The sequence below is a fragment of the Nodosilinea sp. AN01ver1 genome (genome assembly GCF_050565655.1).
Taxonomy (GTDB): Bacteria; Cyanobacteriota; Cyanobacteriia; order Phormidesmidales; family Phormidesmidaceae; genus Nodosilinea.
This window is the reverse complement of record NZ_JBNXVS010000005.1, coordinates 150,484-173,201: the sequence shown is the minus strand read 5'-3', so window position 1 is coordinate 173,201 and position 22,718 is coordinate 150,484. Positions and strand designations below refer to the sequence as shown.

Here is a 22,718-nt window from a genome sequence, read left to right as displayed (position 1 = left end):
GACAGCTATCTCTACGGACGGCTAAAGGGCATGCGCGGCGGAGCAGTCTTCCACATGAGGTCGATTTCTTCGGGTGTGAGGCCGTAGGCTTGGTTGACCAAATCAGAGATGCGGTGCTCTAGCACTAGCCCGTCGCGGCGGCGCTGCTGAATGGGCAGGGCATAGTCGCCGTAGGCATCACTGAGGGTTTTGAGGTCTTTGGGGCCAAGGTTGCCTGCGCCCTTGGGGCGGCGTTTTTTGACCTCTTGCAAAAAGTCGTCGAGGGAAAGGGTGGCAAAGTCGCTGAGTTTGTTGCCTGCTTTGTCGATGCCGTGCTCGATGCGAAACCAGTGGAGCATGTCGCGGGTGGCCTGCTGGTTGGCTTTGGTGAACTCGATGAGCTGCTGAACGGCAGGTTCGACCTCAGCACGGATTTCGTCTGTAGGTGGCGCGATGGGAAACGCCTCTATTAATTCCCCTTTAGGTGTGAGTGCTTCGTCTTTCATGTGTGGGAGGTATCGCCAGTTGAACCACCATGCTATTGGAGAATTAAGAATAGCCAAAACGAAAAGATCATTGGTGGGAAGAATAAAGCCTTTGTTATTTGAAAAGTATCCGTCCATGTCATAGCTATAAGACGGATGAAATTGAATTTCTTGATAAATTATTTTGTTTTCCTCAAAGAGCTTCCAATAGTCAATGCTGTCCTGAATTTCATACCACTTGTAAGTTCCAGGTTTTCTGCCGTCCCATTTCCCTAAGAAACCTCTGGGTTTTGGCTCAAGATATTTTCTGTATTTCTCTAAATGACTTTTGATGGCTGGGTAATTCTCTATCTCAATACCCCTTCGACAGAAAAGCATCCATAGCTGCTCCCATTGTGAATGCCACCTGTTGATATCCTGACCTCTTAGATAAGGCTTTATGATTTCTAGAGACCTTGGATCTTCTTGGATCAATCTCTGCTTGACTAAGTCATCCACAAGAAATGCTTCATTACAGCCAGTAACAACACCTCGATAAGGTTTTCTTTGCAGAAATTCCTCTAGGGAAAGTCCTGTTGTTTGTATCTTATGGATTAGTTTTTCAACTTCTGGAGATTCTAAACTCCACGCCTCGTTGTTGAAACTGAGCCATTGAATGTCATGTCCATGCTGATTAACATATTGTGGAAGATTTATGTTTTCTAAGCTTTCTCTCGGAACAGGACATACTTGAACAAATATCAAATTCTCTGAGCTGTCGGATTCTTCGCCATTTTCAATCACTGGCTTCCGCACAGCCACAATACACGGAAACACATCGGCATCCTGAAAAATCGGCGCATGGCCAAAGTCGATAATTTGTTCGAAGACGCTGTTTTCGGCAAAAAACTTTCGCAGCGGTTCCCCATACCCAGCCCGCAGCCACTTGTTCGTCACAATGTACGACAACACCCCATTGGGCCGCAAAATCTTCAGCCCCTTCTCATAGAAATACACATACAAATCGGCCACGCCATCGTAGGCCGCATAGTGCGCTTGCAGGTAGGGCTTAAACGGTGTCAGCAGCTCTTGCCGCACATAGGGCGGGTTGCCAATCACCACATCAAACCCACCATCGGCAAACACCTCCGCAAACTCCGTTTCCCAATCAAACGCACGCGGGGCGATCGCCGGGTCAGCCACAATCGAGTTGCCCACCTTAATGTTGTCATCCAGGTAGGTGAGCTGCCTGCCCCGCTCTGCGGTCTTTAGCCACAGCGACAGCTTGGTAATCTCCACCGACTCCGGCGACAGGTCTACCCCATACAGGTTTTGGTTCAAAATCGTTTTCGTCAAGTCAAACAGGCTGCGCTGGCCCACAAACTCCCCCGTATCGTCGGCGGTTTTGAGGGCGGCAAGCTGCTCATTCACCCGCTCATACTCACTATTCAAATAGTCAAAGGCGGCAATCAAAAACGCCCCTGACCCGCAAGCCGGGTCAATCACGCGGGTTTTGACCAGCACCTCGTCGCGGTAGCGCTCCCAAAACTGTATTTCGGCGGCGCGGCGCTGGCGTACCGCATTGGCGCGAATCTGGTCGATGCCAATTTCCTGCCAGAGGGCTTTTTCCTTACGCTCCAGATAGCCCCCCAATGCCACCGCCACAATGTATTGGGTAATAAACGCCGGGGTGTAGTAAACCCCCTGGGTTTTGCGTTGCCCACGCCTTTGGTCATAGGCTTCCCCCGCCGACAGTGCCCGCAGTTCTTCTAGGTCGCTGACCGACTGCTCAAAGATGTGGCCCAAAATGTTGACCGACACCTCCGAGTCAAAGTCGTAGCGGGCCAGTTTTTTAAGCTGAGTGCAGAGAATGTCTGACACCTGAAGCTGGTCGTCGAGTAGCGAGTCGTGCTTAAACAATCCGCCGTTGTAGCCCGGTATAGACAGCGCCGGGTTGCCCTGATCCACGGCGCGAAACACGGCCTTGTAGTTTTCCCAGATGGGGCGAGGGTTGTACGGGTCTTGGTGGTCGTGGGCCTGCTGAATGGTTTCCTTGGGCAGCAGGTCTTTGTCTTCGCAAAAGGCGATAAACAGCACCCGATCCAGCGTTTTCTGAGCTTTTTCGATCAGGGCAACGTCGCGATCGGGGAAATCGGCGGGGCCAGTGGCGCGAAAGTGGGTGGCCAGGTTGATCCGCACCTGCTTGTACTCGGCATAGAGGATTTTAGTGATTTCGACCTCGGCCTTATCAGACTCGACCAAGAGTTGGTCGATGACGGATCGCGCCTTCGGGTCAGCGCTGGGGGGCAAAAAGTTTTGCCGACACAGCACAAAGTAAAACAGCCGAAACTGCGCCAGGTCTTCAAGATCCTTCAGCCTAAAGACTTCGTAATAGGCCGGGGTTTTGCTGGTCTGGTATAGCCGAATCTCGCGATAGTTTGACACCAGCACCCAGCGGCAGTCGGCGGTGTAGTTGGCGTAGCGCCAGCCCTGGTCAACGGCAGACTCTTTGCGGCCTGGGGCAGCGCGATCCAAATCATTCTTGGCTCCCTTTAGCTCAATGGGGGCAATCACCCGGCCCTCTAGCTTTTTGCCGCCCTTGGCGTTGGTGACGGCGTTAAAAAAGCCCAGCGCCCCGTCGGCAGAGCCGCCGCCATCAGAAATTGTTTGCTCGGCGTGCAGCTCCCACTGCTGGCCTGCGCCGCCAATTACCGAGCGATAGCCCAGCGCATCTTGAAACACATCTCGCAGAAAGTCGCCGTGCAGCGAGGTTTCTTTTACCGCGTCAAGGGTGCCGCTCTCTAGCGCCTGCACCCACTGCAAAAGCTTTTGGTGGCGATCGCCAATGTCAGTGGGGAACAAAAAACCTTTAAGTGCCTGATTTAAGCTCTTTTCCTGAAATAGGCGGTGGTGGCTGGGCTGAGGCATGCCAAGAGACCAGGGGAGACAGCCTAAGGGTAGCGCTTATATTGCCTCAGCAGGCAGGCTATTCTGTTCTTTTAGCCTATGTTTACAGTCGCTGAGCGCTACCCTCTACCTCTTTAGTTTTGAACCTGGTCGCCAATGGTCAAGCACCAGAAGCAACTATCGAAGACTATCCCTACTTAGAGCCTGACGACATTCAGCGATCGCTTCAGTATGCTGTCTGGCTGGCCTCCGATCGCATCTATTGGGCTGCGGGTGCCTAGAATTAGGGAAAACTTGATAGACATCTCAGCAGGTATCGATTTTGACTTGATTTGAGAGTCTGAATGCGGTACGTTACTGAGCTATGGCTGCGTGCGTGCAGTCTGATCTTCCCAAAAATTTGGTCAAACGCCGCTGGAAGGTGCTTGCAACACCAACCAGCAGCTAACCCCGTCGACTGTCTTACCCAGTCTTGGAGGCTAAGGTTGATCATACCTGGCCGCCCTGAACTGCACATGTCTGGGGCGGCCAAGTTTTTGGGTTTCTTCCCCGTCGTTTCACCGGAAAGGAACCCGATTATGTTGTGTCTTACCCGCCAAGATCCCCCAGTTCTTCAAGAACTCGGGGATTCAAATCCCCTGCGCCTTACCACTCCCAGCGCCCAGCCGGGGCGCGAGCGATTGCGCCATCTGGTGATCGGCTCACCCGAGGGCGTGCGAGGGGCGATTCACCACCTGCACCTGCTGAACTACGCCGAACAGCGCGAGTGGAGCCGACTGGTAACCATCCCCAACTCCGGGATTTTGATTACCCCAGACCAGGGCGAGGTGTTGAGCTACCTGCTGCGCTACCGCCAGCTAAATTAGCCGCCAGTTAAATCCCTAGCTCCTGTAGGTTGGGTGAAACAATGTGGAACCCAATAGCAATCAGCTTTGTTGGGTTCTGCTGTCGCGCCACCCAACCTACAAATTTGGGATTGACAGACCACCGATGAGATCAACTCCGCGATTGGGCTGCGCCTTCGGCTCCCTTTTGGGCCGGAGTATTGCGATCGTCGGCCTTGGTGCCTGCCCCCGAGAGGCCGCTGTCGTCACCGCTGTAGTACTGCCAGACCCAGTCTTCGACTTCGGGCATGTCTTTGCCGTGGGTGGTGACAAAGTGCTTGTGCTCGATCAGCTTGTCGCGAATGGTTTGTTTGACGTAGGCCCCCAATTTTTTCAGCTTGGGCACGCGGTTAATCACATCCTGGGCCAGGTTAAAGCGGTCTAGCTCGTTGAGCACCACCATGTCGAAGGGGGTAGTGGTGGTGCCCTCTTCTTTGTAGCCGCGCACGTGGAAGTTGGCGTGGTTGGTGCGCCGGTAGGTGAGCCGGTGAATCAGCCAGGGATAGCCGTGAAAGGCGAAGATAACGGGTTTGTCGGCAGTGAAAATTGAGTCAAAATCCCAGTCGGAGAGGCCGTGGGGGTGCTCGCTCTCGGGTTGTAGGGTCATCAGGTCGACCACATTCACCACCCGAATTTTGAGGTCAGCAAACTGCGATCGCAGAAAGTCCACCGCCGCCAGGGTCTCCAGGGTGGGCACATCGCCCGCGCAGGCCATCACCACATCGGGTTCACCGCCCTTGTCGTTGCTGGCCCACTCCCAAATGCCGACCCCGGCGGTGCAGTGCTTGATGGCGCTCTCCATGTCGAGCCACTGTAACTCGGGCTGTTTGCCCGCAATAATTACATTCACGTACTGACGGCTGCGCAGGCAGTGGTCGGCCACCGAGAGCAGCGTGTTGGCATCGGGCGGCAGGTACACCCGCACCACCTTGGCCTTTTTGTTGGTCACCACGTCGATAAAGCCGGGATCCTGGTGGCTAAAGCCGTTGTGGTCTTGCCGCCACACGTGGGAGGTGAGCAGGTAGTTGAGCGAGGCGATGGGCCGCCGCCAGGGAATGTCGATGCAGGTTTCTAGCCACTTGGCGTGCTGGTTAAACATCGAATCGACGATGTGAATAAACGCCTCGTAGCAGGAGAAAAAGCCGTGGCGACCCGTGAGCAAATAGCCCTCCAGCCAGCCCTGACACATGTGCTCGCTCAGCACCTCCATCACCCGCCCGGTGGGGGCAACGTGGTCGTCGGTGGGCAAAATTTCGGCGGTGGAGACGCGATCGGTGACCTCCAGCAGCGCGTTCAGCCGGTTGGAGTTGTTCTCGTCGGGGCTCATCACCCGAAAGTTGCGGCTCTCTAAGTTGCGCTGCATCACGTCGCGCAAAAACTGGCCCAGCACGCGGGTCGACTCGGCCATTTCGGTGCCGGGGTGGCTCACCTCCACGGCATAGTCGCGAAAGTTGGGCAGGTGCAGGTCGCGCAGCAGCCGTCCGCCGTTGGTGTGGGGGTTTGCGCCCATGCGTCTGTCGCCCGTGGGGGCCAGCGCCGCCAGCTCGGGCACCAGCCGCCCGGCGTCGTCAAAGCGCTCTTCGGGCTGGTAGCTCTTCATCCAGCGCTCTAGCAGCCCAATGTGGTCGGGGTTGCTGGCCATTTCTGAGAAGGGCACCTGGTGCGATCGCCAGTAGTCCTCGGTCTTTTTGCCGTCTACCGACTCTGGCCCAGTCCAGCCCTTGGGCGATCGCAGAATGATCATCGGGTACAGGGGCCGCTGCTGAAACCCGTGCACCTGGGCCTCGCGCTGAATTTGCTTGATGTCGGCGATCGCTCTATCCATCGTGCTCGCCATCAGCTGATGCATCGCCTCTGGATCAGACCCCTCCACAAAGTAGGGCTGGTAGCCGTAGCCAATAAACAGGCTTTCGAGCTGCTCGTGGGGCAGCCGGGCCAGCACCGTGGGGTTGGCAATCTTGTAGCCATTCAGATGCAAAATCGGCAGCACCACCCCATCGCGGGCCGGGTTGAGAAACTTATTCGAGTGCCAGCTGGTGGCCAGAGGTCCGGTTTCGGCCTCGCCATCGCCCACCACGCAGGCCACAATCAGGTCGGGGTTGTCGAAGGCGGCCCCGTAGGCGTGCACCAGGGCATAGCCCAGTTCGCCCCCCTCGTGAATTGAGCCAGGTGTTTCGGGGGCGGCGTGGCTGGGAATGCCGCCCGGAAACGAAAACTGCTTGAACAGTTGTTTCATCCCCTCGGCGTCTTGAGCAATGTTGGGGTAAAGCTCGCTATAGGTGCCTTCTAAGTAGGTGTTGGCCACCATGCCCGGCCCGCCGTGCCCCGGCCCGGCGATGTAAATCATGTTCAAATCCTGAGCTTTGATCACCCGGTTCAGGTGAGCGTAGATGAAGTTTAGCCCCGGCGTGGTGCCCCAGTGGCCCAGCAGTCGGGGCTTAATGTGCTCTAGCTTCAGCGGTTCGCGCAGCAGCGGGTTGTCGAGCAGGTAGATCTGGCCCACCGAGAGGTAGTTCGCCGCGCACCAGTAGGCGTGCAGGTTTTGAAGCTGTTCGGCACTCAGGGGCTGTTGCTTGCTGGGCGTGGCTGCGATCATGGTCGGTATCCTCGGTTAGCTACAGGGGGACGGCTAGTTTTGGCTGGCGGGCAGATGGCTCCACCGCTGCGATCGGCCAGGGCGGTTGCTCACAAGGTACAAAGCTAAATGCCTGCCTTCCTCCTACCAATGGCAGTGTTGTGAGCCAAAGGTCTCTGTTACTCGATAGAGTTATGCCGGGGTTTGCCCGATTTTCGGGTCAGTGCTACATCGAATAAACGCTATCTTGCCGCGACTCCGCTATGAAAATGCTGGCCCCAGACTATGAGATACGCTCGGCTCGGCTCGAAGAGTTGCCCCAGCTGGCGGCGATCGAGCAGGCTGCCGCCAGTTTGTTTACGGGCACCCCCTACGCGTTTCTGGTCGAGGCCGCGCCCCTGCCCTACGCGGTGGTGCTAGAGCGGTTTCGGGCCGGACAGGTATGGGTGGCGATCGCCAGTCCGTCTGCCGTTGTCGGCTATGTGGTCACTAAACCCGTTGAGCACACCCTGTACCTACAGCAAATTGATGTTGACCCCGCCCACGGACGCAGAGGTATTGGCTCTGCGCTGATCGGCGCGGTCAGCGAATGGGCAAACCAGCAGGGCTATTCGGCACTGTCGCTATCGACCTTCCGCTCCATTCCCTGGAACGCACCTTTTTACGCCAGACTGGGGTTTCAGCCCCTCGATGAGGCCGAGCTGTCGGCAGGCTTTCAGCAGATTCGCTGTCAGGAGGCCGAAGCAGGCCTACCGATCGCCGAGCGAGTCATTATGCTGTGCCATAAGCTGCCGATTGAAGTTAGAAATCGCAACAATACGTAAATACCTGCACCGGAATTATTCGCCAGCCCAACGACAAGAACCCAATGATAAAATCAGGGCAGAAAGTCACGCTAAAACGCTCAAATTAGACCCGTTGAGCGCTTTATTCTAAAGGTTGTGTTAAGGTTCTTGAGCTGGGTTTGTGGTAACTCTTCTTGGGGCTTTTGAGCGGGCGATCGCATTTTCTACCCATGGATAGATACTTTAATTGTTTTGAAAAAAGCAGCGACTAGCTACACCCTTCAGCGGCTCATTCATGAGGGGGCACACACCAGGGTTTACGCTGGCGTGCTGCTAAATCAGCAGCCCGTTATCGTGAAGCAGCTCAGAGCCGACTACCCATCGCTCGAAGACATTACTCGGCTCAGGCACGAGTTTAAGATTTTAGCCAGCTTAGATCATCCCGGTATTATCAAGCCGATCGGGCTTGAGGCCCATCAAAATGGACTGGCGCTGGTTTTAGAAGACTTTGGCGGTATCGCCCTCAAAGACTATTTAGGCCAACAACCTCTGGCGATCGCTGAGTTTCTGGAGATTGCGCTTCAGCTGGTCGATGCTCTGATTAGCCTGCACCAAAACCGAATTGTTCATAAAGATATCAATCCTCAAAATATTGTGATTCGGCCTCAGAGCAGGCGGGTCAAAATCATCGATTTCAGCATTGCCTCTCGCCTGTCCCAAGAAAGCTCAGCGGCCAGTAACCCCACCCTGCTCGAAGGCACGCTGGCCTATCTGTCGCCCGAGCAAACCGGCCGCATGAATCGCGCGATCGACTACCGCAGCGACTTCTACTCCCTGGGCGTCACCTTTTACGAAATGCTGACCGGGCAGCTGCCCTTTCAATCCACTGACCCGCTGGAGCTGGTGCACAGCCATATGGCCAAAACGCCCGTGGCTCCCGATCAAGTCAAGGCCGACCTGCCGCTGCCCCTAGCCGATGTGGTGATGAAACTATTGGCCAAAACCGCTGAAGATCGCTACCAGAGCGCGTCTGGCCTCAGAGCCGACCTGAGCATTTGCCAAACCCAGCTTGAGGAAACCGGAACTATCACTGGCTTTCCCGTCGGTCAGCTCGACTGCTTTAGCCAGTTTCTAATTCCGCAGACGCTCTACGGGCGAGAAATCGAAGTCGCCACGCTGCTGACGGCCTTTGAGCAGGTGAGCGCTGGGGCTACCGAACTCATGCTGGTCAGCGGCTACTCTGGCATTGGCAAAACCTCGCTGGTGAATGAGGTTCACAAGCCCATTTCGCGGCAGCGGGGGTACTTTATTAGCGGCAAGTTTGACCAGTTCAAGCGCAACGTGCCCTACGCCTCGCTGGCCCAGGCTTTTCAAGACTTGATGCGGCAGCTGCTGACCGAAAGCAATGACCGGATTGCGAGCTGGAAGGCGAAACTGCTGCAGGCGCTAGGCCCAAACGGCAAAATCATTGTCGATGTGGTCCCCGAGCTGGAGCGGATTATTGGCCCGCAGCCCGACGTTGCTGAGCTGGGGCCATCGGAGTCGCAAAACCGCTTCAACCGCGTCTTTCAGCAGTTTATTCGGGTGTTTAGCCAGCCTGAGCACCCCCTGGTTATTTTTCTCGATGACCTGCAGTGGGCCGATTTGCCGTCGCTGAAGCTGATTGAGCGGCTGGTGACTAACCCCGAAAGCGCCTACCTGCTGCTGCTGGGCGCTTACCGCGACAACGAGGTCAGCCTCACCCACCCGCTGATGCACAGCCTGGAGCAAATTCAGGCGGCCGGGGCGATCGCCCGCAAGCTGGTGCTGCAACCGCTTGATCTGCCCCAGGTCAACCAGCTGGTGGCCGACACGCTGCACACCAGCCAGGCCCAGCCCCTGGCCGAGCTGGTCTTTCGCAAAACCCAGGGCAACCCGTTCTTTCTCACCCAGCTGCTGAAGTCGCTGCACCAGGATCAGCGGCTCTGGTTCGATTTTGACCAGGGCCAGTGGCGGTGGGATATGGCGGTTTTGCAGGGCATCGCCATCACCGAAAACGTGGTTGACCTGATGGTGAGCCAGATTCAAAAGCTGTCGGCCCAGACCCAGCGGGTCTTAAAGCTGGCGGCCTGCATTGGCGACAAGTTTGCCCTCGACGTGCTGGCCATTGTCAGCGAGGCCTCCCAAGCCGAAACCGCTGCCGATCTCTGGGAGGCCCTGCAGGCCGACTTTGTGGTGCCCCTCAACCAGCGCTACAAAATTCCGCTGGCGCTCGATGCCGAGGCTCGGGCGATTGAACCCTTAGAGGCGCTGTTGCCCGCTGGCCCAGAGCTGCCGATCGCCTACCGATTTTTGCACGACCGGGTGCAGCAGGCGGCCTACTCGCTGATTCCTGAGTCGCAGCGGCAGCAAACCCACCTCAAAATTGGCCAGCTGCTGCTGCAAAATACCTCGCCCGAGGAGCGCCAAGACAATGTTTTTGCCATTGTCAACCAGCTCAACTACGGGGCCGATTTGCTCACTACAGAAGCCGAGATCTACCAGCTGGCCGAACTCAACCGCGTGGCGGGCCAAAAAGCTAAAGCCGCCGCCGCCTACGACTCGGCCCTGCGCTACCTGCGCGCAGGCCTAGATCTGCTGCCCGCCGCCAGCTGGCAGCAGCAGTACAACCTCACCCTAGCCCTGCACGAAGCCGCCGCCGAGGCGGCCTACCTGAACGGCGACTTTGAGCAAATGGAGGCCTGGACGGCGCTGGCCCTGGAGCGGGTGCGATCGCCCATTCACACCATGAAGGTCTACGAGGTCAAAATTCAGGCCTGTATGGCCCAGGTGAAACAGCTCGAAGCGGTCAAGATTGGGCTAGAGGCCCTGGCGCGGCTGGGGGTGACGATCCCCGAGTCGCCCAGTGGAGCCGACATTCAGCAGGCCCTGGCCCAAACCGCCGCGGCCCTGGCGGGTCAGAGCCCCGCCGACCTGCTGAATCTGCCGCCGATGACCGACTCTGAGAAGCTGGCCGCCGTGCGCATGCTTACCAGCCTGGGGTCGCCCTGCTACCAGGCGGCCCCGCACCTGTTTCCGCTGGTGATCGGCAAGCAGGTCAACCTCACGGTCGCCTACGGCAGCTCGCCCTTTGCCGCCTACGGCTACGTGTGCTACGGCGTCATTCTCAACGGCATTTTGCAGGATAGCGAGGCGGCCTACCAGTTTGGCAACCTGGCGCTTCAGGTGGTGGAGCGGTTTAACGCGGTAGAACTGAAGGCCAGCGTGTGCTTCGTGGGCGGAGCCTGTACGCTGCACGGCAAGGTGCACGTGCGCGAAACGCTGCCCCGGCTGTGGGATGGCTACCAGAGCGGCCTCGAAAACGGTCAGTTTGAATACGGCGGCTACGCAGCAATTCAGCACTGCCACCACGCCTACCTGATGGGGCAAGACCTGACCCAGCTGGCCTCTGAGATGGCCGCCATCAGCGAGACCCTGGCCCAGCTCAAGCAGGACAACACCCTGGGCTGGAATCAGATTGTGCAGCAGGCGGTGCTGAACCTGATCGGCTCACCTGAAAATGCCAGCGAATACCCCTACCGCCTCCAGGGCGAGGCCTACCGGGAAACCGAGGCCCTGCCCCTGCTCCAGGCCGGCAACGATCGCACCGGGCTGCACTACCTCTACCTCAACAAGCTGATCCTCAGCTACCTGTTTGGCCAGTACGAGCAGGCCCTGGCCGATGCCGCCGAGGCCGAGCAGTATTTAGACGGGGTGAAGGCGTTTTTGGTGGTGCCCGTCTTCTATTTCTACGATTCCCTGGCCCAGCTGGCTCAGCCGCCCGATCGGCTAGAAGCGGCGCTCAGCAAAGTCGAGCACAACCAGACCCAGCTGCGGCGGTGGGCCGACCACGCCCCGATGAACTTTCAGCATAAATATCTGCTGGTGGAGGCCGAGAAAGCGCGGCGGCTGAGCCAGCCCTGGCAGGCGATGGAGCACTACGATCGCGCTATTGCCGCCGCCCGCGAGCAGGGCTACAGCCACGAGGCTGCCCTGGCCAACGAGCGCGCCGCCGAGTTTTATCTGGGGCAGGGGCGCGATCGGGTGGCGCAGGTGTATCTCACCGAGGCCTACTACGGCTACCTGCGCTGGGGGGCGATCGCCAAAGCCAACCAGCTGATGGGCCGCTATCCGCAGCTACTGAGCCAGACTGCGGAACGGGAGGCGATCGCACCAGAGCCCGCGCGGATTACCAACACCAGCACGACCAGCGGCTTGCAGGGCTTTGATCTCGCCACCGTGATGAAGGCGTCGCAGGCACTTTCCAAAGAAATTGTGCTGAGCGACCTGCTCACCACGCTGATGCAGATCGTGCTTGAAAACGCCGGGGCCGAAACTGGTCTGCTGCTGCTAGAGACAGCCGGGCAGCTGGTGATTAAAGCCTCGGGCCAGGTGGGCGAGGGGGCGATCGCCGTTCACCAGAGCGATCCCGATGACAGCGCCGATTCCACGACCCCGGCCCTGCCCCTGTCGGTGGTCAACTACGTGGCCCGCACCCGAGCCGCCCTGGTGCTCAACGACGCCCACGAAGAAGACCTGTTTGCCAGCGACCCCTACGTGCGGGCGCGGCAGCCTAAGTCGGTGCTGTGTGCCCCCATTTTGCACCAGGGCAAGCTGACCGGCATGCTCTATCTGGAGAACAACCTCACCACCGGAGCCTTTACGCCAGACCGGCTGGAAATTTTGCAGCTGCTGGCGGGCCAGGCCGCGATTTCGATCGAAAACGCCCGCCTCTATGCCGATTTAGAAGAGGCCAACCGCACCCTGGAGGCCAACGTCGCCGCCCGCACCCTGGAGCTGCAGCAAAACAACATTCACCTCCAGCAGGAAATTCAGGAGCGGCAGCGGGCCGAAGCGGCGGCCACGGTAGCCAGCCGGGCCAAGAGCGAGTTTTTGGCCAACATGAGCCACGAGCTGCGCACGCCGCTGAACGGCATTTTGGGCTACAGCCAGCTGCTCAAGCGACAGCAGAGCCTCACCGAGCAGCAGCAGACCGGGCTGAATGTGATTCACCAGTGCGGCGAGTACCTGCTGACGCTGATCAACGACGTGCTCGATCTCTCTAAAATCGAAGCGCGCAAAATGGAGCTGCACCCCAACCGATTTCACCTGCCCCATTTTCTTGGCAGCGTGCTGGAGATCTGCCGCATTCGGGCCAGCCAAAAGCACATTCTGCTCAACTACGAGGTGCTCTCGGTTCTGCCCCAGTACGTCGAGGCCGATGAAAAGCGGCTGCAGCAGGTGCTGCTCAACCTGCTGGGCAACGCGATCAAGTTTACCGAGGCGGGCGGCGTGACGCTGACGGTGGGGGCGGCCCACCGCTGGCCGACCGAGGGCGATGCTGGCGACTTGAAGGGGCAAAACCAGCCGGGCGATCGCGCGATCGCAGGCTCCCCTGATGTTCAACGGCTGCGCTTTCAAATTGAAGACACGGGTATTGGCATCGCCCCTGAGCAGCTGGAGCAGATCTTTGACCCGTTTCACTGCGCCCTTGAGCCTCAACGCCGCAGCGAGGGCACCGGGCTGGGGTTATCTATCAGCCGCCAGCTCGTTCAGCTGATGGGCAGCGACATTCACGTTGTCAGCCGGGTGGGCCAGGGCAGCCGGTTCTGGTTTGACCTCTCCCTGCGGGTGTCTCAGCCGAGTGATCGGCTGGGGGCGGAGGTGCCGCGAGCGATCGCAGGCTACCGGGGCGACCCGCGCACCATTCTGGTCGTGGACGACAAAGACTACAACCGGGCCGTGCTAATTAATATCTTGATGCCCCTGGGCTTTAAAGTTCTGGAAGCGGCCGACGGCCAGGCCGGGCTAGAGCAGGCCCGGCAACACCAGCCCGACGCGGTGCTGGTCGATCTGGTCATGCCGCGAATGGATGGCTTTGAGATGACCCGCCGCCTGCGGCAGAGCCCCGAGCTACAGGCGATGGTGGTTATTGCGGTGTCGGCCAGCGTGCGATCGCTAGACCAGCGCCTGAGCCAGCTCGCCCAGTGCGACGCATTTTTGCCCAAGCCCGTGCAGGAGACGGCTCTGCTCCAGATGCTTCAGACCCACCTGAAGCTAGATTGGCTCTACGCCCCCGCTGGCTTGGATACCCCGCCTATCCCCGAGCCCGCCTCTGCTGCTGCCGCCCTGCCGATCGCGGCCATTCCGCCTGCCTCAGACCTCACTGCCCTGCTCGATCTGGCCCAGCGGGGCGACCTCAAGGGCGTGGTCGCCTACACCCAGCAGCTGGAGGCGCTCAACCCGCAGTGGACTCCCTTTGCCGCTCAGCTGAGGCAGCTGGCCGTAGGCTATAAGGGAAGACAGGCGATCGCATTGATCAAACGCTATCAGTCACCGACATGAGCGAGGATACCGCTAGCACCGCGACAATTCTGGTCGTCGACGACACCCCCACCAACCTGGAGGTGCTGTTCGACTTTTTGAGCAACGCCGGGTTCAAGGTGCTGTTTGCCGAGGATGGGGAAAGCGCCCTTGAAAAGGCGCACTATGCCGCGCCCGATCTGATTCTGCTCGACATTTTGATGCCGGGGATGGACGGGTTTGAAACCTGTCGTCGCCTTAAGGCCAGCCCGTTGACCGCCGCGATTCCGGTGATTTTTCTGACCGCCCTCACCGATACGTCCGATAAGGTCAAGGGGTTTGCCCTGGGGGCGGTCGATTTTATTACCAAACCGCTGCAGTACGAGGAAGTGCTGGCCCGAGTCAAGACCCACCTGCGTCTGCAGGCGCTGACCCAGCAGCTGCAAGACCAAAACGCCCGCCTGGAGCGCGAAGTGCAGGAGCGCACCCAGGCCGAAGCCGCCCTGCGGCAGCAAAATCAGCGATCGCAGCTGCTGGCGGGCGTCTCCCTCAAAATTCGCCAGTCTTTGCAGATCAGCGACATTTTGCAAACCTCAGTCACCGAGGTCAAAGCCATTCTCCAGGCCGATCGGGTGCTGATCTACCGCCTCTGGCCCGACGGTACCGGCAGCGGCGTGGCCGAAGCGGTGCAGCCTGGGCTGCCAGAGGTGATGGGGGTCGTCTTCCCCCAGGAGGTGTTCCCGCCCGAGTCTAGGGAGCAGTACCGCCAGGGCCGCATTCGCCTGCTGGCCGACGTCAACCAGGATGAGCAGGTAGCCGACTGCCTGGTCGATTTTCTGCGGCAGTTTTGGGTACAGGCCAAGCTGGTGGTGCCAATTATCACCCAGGGCGACCTGTGGGGATTGCTGATTGCCCACCAGTGCTCAGCCCCGCGCCAGTGGACCACCTTTGAGCGGGATCTGCTCCAGCAGCTCGCCAACCAAGTGGCGATCGCGCTCACCCAGGCCCAGCTGCTCGAACAAGAGGTGCTCCAGCGCCAGGAGCTGGCTCGCTCCAACGACGAACTGCAAAAATTTGCCTACGTCGCCTCCCACGACCTCCAGGAGCCGCTGCGCATGGTCACCAGCTACCTGCAGCTCATAGAGCGCCGCTACAAGGGTCAGCTCGATGCCGACGCCGACGATTTTATTCAGTTTGCCGTCGACGGTGCCCTGCGCATGCGAACGCTAATCAACGACCTGCTCACCTACTCCCGCGTGGGCACCCAGGGGAGGGCCTTTGAGCTGACTAGCAGCACCCAGGCGGTCGAGCGGGCGATCGCCAATCTCAAAGTCGCGATCGACGAAAGCGAGGCCACCGTTACCTATGGCGAGCTGCCCCCGGTGGAGGCCGACCCCACCCAGCTCACCCAGCTCTTTCAAAACCTGATCAGCAACGGCATCAAGTTTCGCCGCGCAGCACCGGCCCGCGTTGCCATCGAAGCCAGTCAAAAGGAGGATGCATGGCTGTTTTCTGTCCAAGATAATGGCATCGGCATTGCCCCCCAATATGCTGACCAAATCTTCGTGATTTTTCAACGGTTAAACAACCGAACCATCTACCCAGGGACAGGAATAGGGCTGGCCGTTTGCAAAAAAATTGTTGAGCGCCACGGTGGTAAGATCTGGGTGCAGTCTAAACCAAATCAGGGATCAACCTTCTACTTCACAATTCCAGCGGGGGGCATGAGCTGATGGTGATGGTTAATTCCGTTCTTGAGTCCCTGAATCCAATCGAAATTTTGCTGGTCGAAGACAATCCTGGCGACATTCGGCTCACCCAGGAAGTGCTAAAAGAAGGTCAAATTTCCAATCACCTAAATGTGGTAGACGACGGCGAAAAGGCGATCGCCTTTTTGACCCATTCTGCCCCCTACAGTCAGGCACCCAACCCACAGCTGGTCTTGCTAGACCTCAATCTGCCGCGCCGCAGCGGATTGGACGTGCTCAAAACGATTAAAACCAATGAGACGCTCAAGCACATTCCGGTGATTGTGTTTACCAGCTCCCGTGCCGAAGAAGATATCATGAGCGCCTACAGCCTCCACGCCAACTGCTATATCACCAAACCAATTGACCTAGAGCACTTTACCAGAAGCATCAAATCGATTGAAGATTTTTGGCTATCTATGGTCGAGTTACCCTCGGAGTAAGCCATGGATTCCCAAGCTCCCATCCGCGTGCTGCTAATTGAAGATAATCCCGGCGACAGGCGTCTGCTACAGGAACTGCTGCGAGAGACTATCTCGGTTCACATTCAGCTTCACCACGCCGACAGCCTGAGCCAGGGGATACAGCAGCTCAAAGAAACCCCCTTCGACATCGTGTTGTTGGACCTGTTTTTGCCCGACAGTCAGGGGTTTGCCACCTTTGAGCAGCTGCATCAGCAGGAGCGCAACGTGCCCATTGTGGTGACTACCGGGTTAAACGACGAAACGCTGGCGCTCAACGCGGTTCAGGCCGGAGCTCAAGACTACCTGGTCAAAGGCCAAATTACCGGCGAGCTGCTGGTGCGTTCGATTCGCTATGCGATCGAACGCAAGCGGGCTGAGCAAAAAATTCGGGAACAGGCAGCGCTGCTCGACATCGCTACAGACGCTATTCTCGTTCGCGATGTGCAAAATCAAATTTTGTTTTGGAACAAGGGCGCAGAGCGGCTGTACGGATGGACGAGTGCAGAAGCTTTAGGCCAAAAAACGACCGATTTGCTGTACACCCTAGACGATTTAGATCGTGTTCAGCCAGCTCAGCAGCAGCTCATGCTGGAAAACGAGTGGCAGGGCGAACTCAATCAGGTGACTAAAACCGGCCAAAAAATTATGGTCGAAAGCCGCTGGTCTCTAGTGCGTGACGACGACGACCAGCCCCAGTTTATTCTGATTGTCAGCACCGATATCACGGCCAAAAAACAGCTCGAAGCCCAATTTTTTCGCGCCCAGCGGATGGAGAGTATTGGCACCTTGGCTAGCGGCATTGCCCACGATCTGAACAATATTTTGACTCCGGTGCTCACCACCGCTCAGCTTTTGCAGATGAAGCCCAGCAATTTAGATGAACGCAGTTTGCACATGCTGCAGGTGCTAGAGACAAACGCCAGGCGGGGAGCTGAAATTATCAAACAGGTGCTGTCCTTTGCCCGTGGCGCGGAGGGCAACGACACCGTTCTTCAGGTCGGGCATTTAATTCGAGAAATTCAGCAAATTATTCGAGAAACTTTTCCCAAGTCGATCGAGTTAGAGGTAGATGTTCCTGGCGAACTGTGGACTATTTCGGGCAACCCAACCCAAATTCACCAGGTGCTAATGAATTTGTGCGTCAACGCCCGCGATGCCATGCCCCAGGGTGGAAAGCTCGAAATCACAGCGGAAAATTTGACCCTAGACGAAAACTACGTGCGCACCAATCTAGATGCCAGGGTGGGCAAATATATTGCCATTACCGTAGCCGATACCGGCTGCGGCATTGCGCCCGAACTGCTCGATCGCATTTTTGAGCCTTTTTTTACCAGCAAAGACATTGGCAGCGGCACCGGGCTGGGGCTATCAACTGCTTTAGGTATTATTAAAAGCCATCGCGGGTTTATCACCGTGATGAGTTCGCCAGAATCTAGCGCAGCAGCATCTGGCGTGTCAGAAAGGGGAACCCAATTCAAAATTTTTCTGCCCGCCGTGGTGGCCACCCATCGCTCCGACATCGGCCCTTCAGAAGCCCTGGTTGGCAATCAAGAGCTGATTTTGGTCGTGGATGATGAAGCCCCCGTTTGCGAGGTCACCAAAGCGTCTCTAGAAGCCTACAACTACCGTGTTTTAACCGCCTGCGATGGCCTCGATGCGATCGCCCTCTACGCCCAGCACCAAAACGACATTCAGCTGGTCATTCTGGACATGATGATGCCGTCCTTAGACGGGGCGACCACGTTTCGAGTGCTGCAAAAGATCAATCCTCAGGTGCAGGCGATCGCCGTCAGCGGGCTGCCCTATCACAACGCCAAACTGACCTCCGTGGCCTCCCTTAAAATTCAAGGCTTTTTGGCCAAGCCCTACACCATCGAAGAACTGGTTAAAGTCGTGCACACCGCCCTGCAAACGGAGTCCTAACGACCCGCCGACCCGCTCCCTTCGACTCCGCTCAGGGAGCGGACCACTACTCACCTACCCGTCCACGCACCCGCTCCCCTACCCCGGCACCGTCAGCGCCCGCCCATTATCCCTCGGCTGAATGCTTAAGATATACGGCACTGCCGCCTTGACCCAGGCTGCGATCGGGGTATAGGCAGCGGCATCGTCGCCGTAGCAGGTTTCCAGCATAGCGGTGTGAATGATGCCAGGGTTGAGGGCCACCGCCGCCATCCCCGGCGGCAGGTCCTGCGATAGGGCCTGGGTCAGCCCTTCAACGCCCCACTTAGTCGCGCAGTAGGGGGCCACCCCTGGCGAGGTCGATCGCCCCCAGCCCGAGCTAAAGTTGACAAAAATTCCCGATCGCTGCTCGACCATAGGCGGGGCAAAGTGACGAATCACATTGCAGGTGCCGCTGAGGTTGACGGCAATAACGGCGTCGCACTCGGCGGCGGGCACGGCCCACAGGGGGGCGGGGTGGTTGACCAGTCCGGCATTGTTGAGCACCAGGTCGGGCAGGCCGTTGGCGGCAATAGCGGCCTTAGCCCAGGCCGCCACCGCCGCGTCGTCGCGAACATCGACAGCGCTGAACTGGTGAGGACTGGGGTACTGGGCCGCTAGCTCAGCCACCGCCTCGGCGCGGCGGGCGCAGCCTGAGACCCGATGGCCCTCGGCCACAAAGCCGTCGACCATCGCCCGGCCCAGCCCCTGGCTCACCCCAGTAATAACGATGTGTTTGCCCATAGCGATCCAAAATTAGCAAAGCGATTGCGTTCAGCCCTGGTGAACTGGCCCAGCGGCCAGACGCTAGGCTGAGCATGCCTTAATCTGGCCGGGGGCGCAAGGGGTGGCCGGGCATCCCTGTAGCCAGGCATCCATGGCAGGATAGGATGAACCATTGGTCTGGGCAGGTTAGCCGCTATGACAACCAAAACCGTCAATCCCTGGACTCTCAGGCTGCGGCGAGTGCCGGTAGTGCTGCTGCTCTGTACGGCCCTGCTGGGGCTGTGGGGCCGGAGTTTGCCCGGTCCTAGCAGTGTTCTGTGCGATCGCGCCGCCCCTGGACAGGTTTACTGTCAGGCGATTCGGTCTCAGCCCTGGGCCTGGCTGCCCCGTGACCAGGGGTTCGCCCTGCAAGATTTTGCCATGGCCTCAGAGCTATGCGACAACACGCCGCGCGGCGGGGTGCGCTTTTGCCACCGCCTGACGCTGCTGGGGACGGGGCGGCAGCTTACCCTGCCTGAGGTGCGCACGCCCCTGTCTGCCACCGCCCTGAGCGAGCAGCTGCATCGGTTTATGGCCGGTGAGGGCAGCCCCCAGCTGGTTTGGTCGGGCGATCGCCCCATGTTTCCGTGGCGAACCCTGGCGATCGCCCTGCTGCTGGTAGCCGCCACCTGGGCCCTGTGGGACGTGCGCTGGCCCCCTCTGCCGCCTTCGCCCCTGGCCCTAGACGGAGCCAAGGGTGAAACCATGACTACCAAAGATTAACCCGGTCTCGCCAGCGCAGCCCCGTCACGATGGGCTAGAGCAGTGCTTTGACTATGTGTCAATATTATATTGACAAAAACGTTACAAAACAAAATTTTCTCGCTCTGTTTCCCCCAGGTTTTCCCCAGGTCTGCCTAGGTTTTCCCCAGGCTTTCCCCAGGCTTTGACGGTGCACTGGGGCTGGGCCGCGCTCTGTGGAAAACGATACTACGGCCCCAGGCGATCGCACGATGTCAGGCGATCGCGCCCCGCGCCCTAACGGAACCGCCAAAACTCCCATGCCGTCGTGGGCACCCTCAGCGACTAGCCTAAACGCGCCCCTAAAGCAAGATTGACAGCATCCGGAGAGTTCGGCAGAATGATGCGACTGGCACAGCCAAGACCCCTGCTCTACGGCTTCTAAGACCTAACCTCAGGTCAGTTGTTGGCATAGATTTTAGGGGGCTGGCTGGGCCGCTGGCAATGGTCGGCCCCAGGGTTTTGGCCCTCAAGTTTCGGTTCTAACGTTTCTACAAATTTACTCTGCACAAGCATCGCGCCGTGGTGGGCAGGAGCAGCTGGCTCCCCCGCCGGTTTTCTGCGGGCCGTGGCGACTCAAGCCGTTCACAACGCTTGCTCCGGCGACCTTAGCCCGCTTCACAGGTGCATTTATACTACCCCGTTTCAGCCTCCAGGCTCCCCGGTCCGCATCCCCTCAAAACAAGGCAGCGCCCTATGACTCTCGACGTGACCACCCCCAAAGTTTGCCTCATGGCCGAAGTGCCCGAAGAACTTTACGAAGCGCTACAGGTTTATCTAGACAGCAACCCCGCCTGGAGCCAGCACCGAGTCTTCTGCGCGGCCCTGTCGCTGTTTTTAATGCAAAATGTCAGCGGGCCGCGATCGGCTGCTAAGGGCCATCGCGACGTCAACCGCATATACCTCGACGCTCTGTTCGACTACACACCCTAGCCGCTGGTTTAATCAACCCAGCCAATGTCGGCATCGGTCAACATGGGGTTGGGTTGACCCTTCTGAATGGCATAGTCAGGCACGCCCCGGTGGTAGGCAGGTTTGTTGGCCTTAGGCTCCACCGGGCGACGGGGCAAAACATCGACCCCAGAAATGCGGTGGGGTGCTGGGGCTGCCGCTTCGGTCAGCTTCAAAATCGTTTTTTTCGCTTCGTCTAGCTCAGCCTGGGTTTTGGCCAGAGCGTCGGCCTTTGCCTTCGCGGTCGTTTCGGCCTGATCGAGGCTGTCTTTAAGCTCAAACAGTCTGCCCTGCTGGGTTTCCAGGTCTTTTTGCAGCCCGGCAACGGTTTTTTCCAGCTGGGCTTTGTCTTTTTGGGCCGCCGCCAGATCTTTTTGGCTGGCCGCGAGGTCTTTCTCTAGAGCGCTCAGGCGATCGGTCATATTGTCTGGGGCCGAGGGCTGAGGTGCGATCGCCGCTGCGGGCTGGTCTGGGGCTACCTCAGCTTCAGCGATCGGCTCGGGCTTTGGCTCAGATTTTGGCTCAGATTTTGATGCGGACTTCGACTTAGCCTCTGGTTTGGCCGTCGCCTTAGTGCGGCGACTGGTGGCCGTACGCCGGGCCGAAGAGGCGCGGCGGCTGGGCTTGGCAGCGGCCTCAGCCTCCGGAACGGCGGCATCTGAGACATCAGCCTTATTCACTTCTTCTTTGAGGAGGTCGGAGAGGCGTTTTTTAGTCATGGCTGGTTCCAGTCTCGCTGTAGTTCTTCGGCAACTCGGCAGTAGTCAGAACGCGCCTCCTGGTTGTTTTTACCGCGCCACTTGAGAATGGGCAGACCTTCTAGGGCCGCCCGCTCGTGAGCTTTATAGGCGCGAATAAACGCGTTACAGGCCGGAATTTTCAGCTCCAGCAGGGTGTTCTGAGCTTCAATGGCTTCGCCGACGCTGCGGGAATCCACCTTCGTCAACAATACTCGATGCGATACCCCGCTGGGCGCTACCGCTTCATTCACTGTAGTAATCAAAACGGCTAAATCCATCGGTGCGGGAGGCGTTGGCAGCAGCAAATAGTTAGCCGATGGAATCACCGCAGCCAAAATTGCCGAACCCAAGGCTGGCGGCGTGTCAACAATAATCAAACTGTGGTCATGCTCCTGGCCGAGTCGGGCCAGTCGGGCCGGGTTCGTTTGAGCCTTGACCTCAAAGCCCAAATCGGTCGGGCTGCGCCCCGTCCACCACAGAGCCGACCCCTGGGGATCAGCATCGACCAGCAGCACCGAGTGGGTTTCAGCAAACACCGCCGCCAGGTTAACAGCGGTGGTGGTTTTGCCCACGCCGCCCTTGCCGTTAAACACCGCTAGCACAATCGGGCGAGCCAAAGTCACATCTCCCAGAAACGGTTAGCAGGGCTAGACAGCCGCGCCATTCTCACTTGAACGGCTCTCGCCAACGCCCCAACCTACGGAATAGTACTCCAAGGCCGCGCCAATGACATCATTAAAATCCCCCCAGTTTTTTCTCCCCTCATCCCCTCAGCCCTGCCCCTTGCCCCCTACCCCCCTGATAAAATACAAGCCATGGCAAACCCTACCCCATCCGACGCATCAAAACCGTCCGCCCAGCATCCCAAGGGGTGGTTTCGCCGATCTGCCCAGCGGCGCATTTTAACCGCGCCCTTGCCTGACCCGATCGCCGAAAATATCGACGCCATTATTGCCATTCACCGCCAGGAGTCTGAGGATGTCGCGGCGGCGGAGCGGGTGCTAGAGGTAGTGGCATCGTGGTTTAGTCGGCCCACGTTTTTGTATCTGCTGCTGGGGGGCCTGGGGCTCTGGCTGGCTGGCGACTGGCTCAACCACACCGGCCTGCTGCCGATCGCTCTGCCCACGTTCACCTGGGCCGAGCAGGGGCTAGACGCCGCTGCGCTGCTGATTTCGACCGGGGTGCTGATTCGCCAAAACCGGCAGGAGAGCTTTGCTGAACAGCGCACCCAGCTGATGCTACAGCTCAGCCTGCTGTCTGAGAAAAAAATTGCCAAAATTATTGCGCTGCTAGAAGAACTGCGCGAAGACCTGCCGAATATGGAGCAGCGCTACGACCCCGAGGCCGCGATTATGCAGCAGTCAGCCGACCCCCTGACCGTACTGGAGGCGCTGAAAGAAACGTTGGAAACCGAAATAACGGCGGAAACTGACTAGGGGCTGCGGTCAGTCCG

At 58.4% G+C, this 22,718-nt stretch carries 16 protein-coding genes; 11 read left to right on the top strand and 5 right to left on the bottom strand.

The window, feature by feature from the left end; all coding sequences use genetic code 11:
- Positions 1-11 precede the first annotated feature (11 nt).
- Positions 12-3,371: an Eco57I restriction-modification methylase domain-containing protein gene (locus ACQ4N7_RS07000; RefSeq protein ID WP_430710896.1), complete on the bottom strand. Its 3,360-nt coding sequence runs from the start codon at positions 3,369-3,371 to the stop codon at positions 12-14.
- 119 nt (positions 3,372-3,490) lie between these two features.
- On the opposite strand from ACQ4N7_RS07000, the gene ACQ4N7_RS06995 reads away from it, so the two are divergent.
- Together ACQ4N7_RS06995 and ACQ4N7_RS06990 are read left to right on the top strand one after the other, a co-directional pair.
- Positions 3,491-3,631 carry a DUF433 domain-containing protein gene (locus tag ACQ4N7_RS06995; RefSeq protein WP_430710895.1) on the top strand — a complete coding sequence of 47 codons (141 nt, stop codon included), beginning with the start codon at positions 3,491-3,493 and terminating at the stop codon, positions 3,629-3,631.
- A 297-nt stretch (positions 3,632-3,928) separates the two neighbouring features.
- Complete coding sequence (locus ACQ4N7_RS06990) at positions 3,929-4,216, top strand: hypothetical protein (RefSeq protein WP_430710894.1); 288 nt, start codon at positions 3,929-3,931, stop codon at positions 4,214-4,216.
- A 130-nt stretch (positions 4,217-4,346) separates the two neighbouring features.
- Here ACQ4N7_RS06990 and ACQ4N7_RS06985 read toward each other — a convergent pair whose 3' ends face one another.
- Complete coding sequence (locus ACQ4N7_RS06985; RefSeq protein ID WP_430710893.1) at positions 4,347-6,830, bottom strand: phosphoketolase family protein; 2,484 nt, start codon at positions 6,828-6,830, stop codon at positions 4,347-4,349.
- Between the two features lie 242 nt (positions 6,831-7,072).
- On the opposite strand from ACQ4N7_RS06985, the gene ACQ4N7_RS06980 reads away from it, so the two are divergent.
- The 5 genes from ACQ4N7_RS06980 to ACQ4N7_RS06960 all read left to right on the top strand — a co-directional run bounded on the left by ACQ4N7_RS06980 (position 7,073) and on the right by ACQ4N7_RS06960 (position 18,050).
- A complete protein-coding gene (locus ACQ4N7_RS06980; RefSeq protein ID WP_430710892.1) occupies positions 7,073-7,633 on the top strand; it encodes a GNAT family N-acetyltransferase in 561 nt (186 codons plus the stop codon).
- A 213-nt stretch (positions 7,634-7,846) separates the two neighbouring features.
- A complete protein-coding gene (locus tag ACQ4N7_RS06975; RefSeq protein WP_430710891.1) occupies positions 7,847-13,957 on the top strand; it encodes an AAA family ATPase in 6,111 nt (2,036 codons plus the stop codon).
- Complete coding sequence (locus tag ACQ4N7_RS06970) at positions 13,954-15,648, top strand: response regulator (protein WP_430710890.1); 1,695 nt, start codon at positions 13,954-13,956, stop codon at positions 15,646-15,648. Before ACQ4N7_RS06975 ends, ACQ4N7_RS06970 begins: the two co-directional genes overlap by 4 nt.
- Before the next feature lie 5 nt (positions 15,649-15,653).
- Complete coding sequence (locus ACQ4N7_RS06965) at positions 15,654-16,106, top strand: response regulator (RefSeq protein WP_430710889.1); 453 nt, start codon at positions 15,654-15,656, stop codon at positions 16,104-16,106.
- A gap of 3 nt (positions 16,107-16,109) precedes the next feature.
- Positions 16,110-18,050, top strand: a complete 1,941-nt coding sequence (locus ACQ4N7_RS06960; protein WP_430710888.1) for a response regulator — start codon at positions 16,110-16,112, stop codon at positions 18,048-18,050.
- Positions 18,051-18,128: 78 nt separating this feature from the next.
- Here the strand turns inward: ACQ4N7_RS06960 and ACQ4N7_RS06955 are convergent, their stop codons facing one another.
- Positions 18,129-18,812, bottom strand: a complete 684-nt coding sequence (locus ACQ4N7_RS06955; RefSeq protein ID WP_430710887.1) for an SDR family oxidoreductase — start codon at positions 18,810-18,812, stop codon at positions 18,129-18,131.
- 177 nt (positions 18,813-18,989) lie between these two features.
- On the opposite strand from ACQ4N7_RS06955, the gene ACQ4N7_RS06950 reads away from it, so the two are divergent.
- The 3 genes from ACQ4N7_RS06950 to ACQ4N7_RS06940 all read left to right on the top strand — a co-directional run bounded on the left by ACQ4N7_RS06950 (position 18,990) and on the right by ACQ4N7_RS06940 (position 20,507).
- Positions 18,990-19,556 (top strand): hypothetical protein, encoded by a 567-nt coding sequence (locus ACQ4N7_RS06950; RefSeq protein WP_430710886.1) that lies wholly within the window; start codon positions 18,990-18,992, stop codon positions 19,554-19,556.
- A gap of 194 nt (positions 19,557-19,750) precedes the next feature.
- Positions 19,751-19,891 (top strand): hypothetical protein, encoded by a 141-nt coding sequence (locus ACQ4N7_RS06945; RefSeq protein WP_430710885.1) that lies wholly within the window; start codon positions 19,751-19,753, stop codon positions 19,889-19,891.
- A 379-nt stretch (positions 19,892-20,270) separates the two neighbouring features.
- Positions 20,271-20,507 carry a DUF2811 domain-containing protein gene (locus tag ACQ4N7_RS06940; protein WP_430710884.1) on the top strand — a complete coding sequence of 79 codons (237 nt, stop codon included), beginning with the start codon at positions 20,271-20,273 and terminating at the stop codon, positions 20,505-20,507.
- Positions 20,508-20,515: 8 nt separating this feature from the next.
- On the opposite strand, the gene ACQ4N7_RS06935 is transcribed toward ACQ4N7_RS06940, so the two are convergent.
- Positions 20,516-21,244, bottom strand: a complete 729-nt coding sequence (locus tag ACQ4N7_RS06935) for a hypothetical protein (RefSeq protein WP_430710883.1) — start codon at positions 21,242-21,244, stop codon at positions 20,516-20,518.
- Positions 21,241-21,882, bottom strand: a complete 642-nt coding sequence (locus ACQ4N7_RS06930) for a ParA family protein (protein ID WP_430710882.1) — start codon at positions 21,880-21,882, stop codon at positions 21,241-21,243. Before ACQ4N7_RS06930 ends, ACQ4N7_RS06935 begins: the two co-directional genes overlap by 4 nt.
- Positions 21,883-22,080: 198 nt before the next feature.
- Here ACQ4N7_RS06930 and ACQ4N7_RS06925 point away from each other — a divergent pair, with 198 nt between their 5' ends.
- A complete protein-coding gene (locus ACQ4N7_RS06925; RefSeq protein WP_430710881.1) occupies positions 22,081-22,701 on the top strand; it encodes a DUF1003 domain-containing protein in 621 nt (206 codons plus the stop codon).
- Positions 22,702-22,718: the final 17 nt, after the last annotated feature.

What these genes read in the sequence shown, in the direction of transcription:
- ACQ4N7_RS07000 (WP_430710896.1), bottom strand. Translation starts at nt 3,371, where the DNA reads ATGCCTCAGCCCAGCCACCACCGCCTATTTCAGGAAAAGAGCTTAAAT.
- ACQ4N7_RS06990 (WP_430710894.1), top strand. Translation starts at nt 3,929, where the DNA reads ATGTTGTGTCTTACCCGCCAAGATCCCCCAGTTCTTCAAGAACTCGGG.
- ACQ4N7_RS06985 (WP_430710893.1), bottom strand. Translation starts at nt 6,830, where the DNA reads ATGATCGCAGCCACGCCCAGCAAGCAACAGCCCCTGAGTGCCGAACAG.
- ACQ4N7_RS06980 (WP_430710892.1), top strand. Translation starts at nt 7,073, where the DNA reads ATGAAAATGCTGGCCCCAGACTATGAGATACGCTCGGCTCGGCTCGAA.
- ACQ4N7_RS06970 (WP_430710890.1), top strand. Translation starts at nt 13,954, where the DNA reads ATGAGCGAGGATACCGCTAGCACCGCGACAATTCTGGTCGTCGACGAC.
- ACQ4N7_RS06965 (WP_430710889.1), top strand. Translation starts at nt 15,654, where the DNA reads ATGGTTAATTCCGTTCTTGAGTCCCTGAATCCAATCGAAATTTTGCTG.
- ACQ4N7_RS06960 (WP_430710888.1), top strand. Translation starts at nt 16,110, where the DNA reads ATGGATTCCCAAGCTCCCATCCGCGTGCTGCTAATTGAAGATAATCCC.
- ACQ4N7_RS06955 (WP_430710887.1), bottom strand. Translation starts at nt 18,812, where the DNA reads ATGGGCAAACACATCGTTATTACTGGGGTGAGCCAGGGGCTGGGCCGG.
- ACQ4N7_RS06950 (WP_430710886.1), top strand. Translation starts at nt 18,990, where the DNA reads ATGACAACCAAAACCGTCAATCCCTGGACTCTCAGGCTGCGGCGAGTG.
- ACQ4N7_RS06940 (WP_430710884.1), top strand. Translation starts at nt 20,271, where the DNA reads ATGACTCTCGACGTGACCACCCCCAAAGTTTGCCTCATGGCCGAAGTG.
- ACQ4N7_RS06935 (WP_430710883.1), bottom strand. Translation starts at nt 21,244, where the DNA reads ATGACTAAAAAACGCCTCTCCGACCTCCTCAAAGAAGAAGTGAATAAG.
- ACQ4N7_RS06925 (WP_430710881.1), top strand. Translation starts at nt 22,081, where the DNA reads ATGGCAAACCCTACCCCATCCGACGCATCAAAACCGTCCGCCCAGCAT.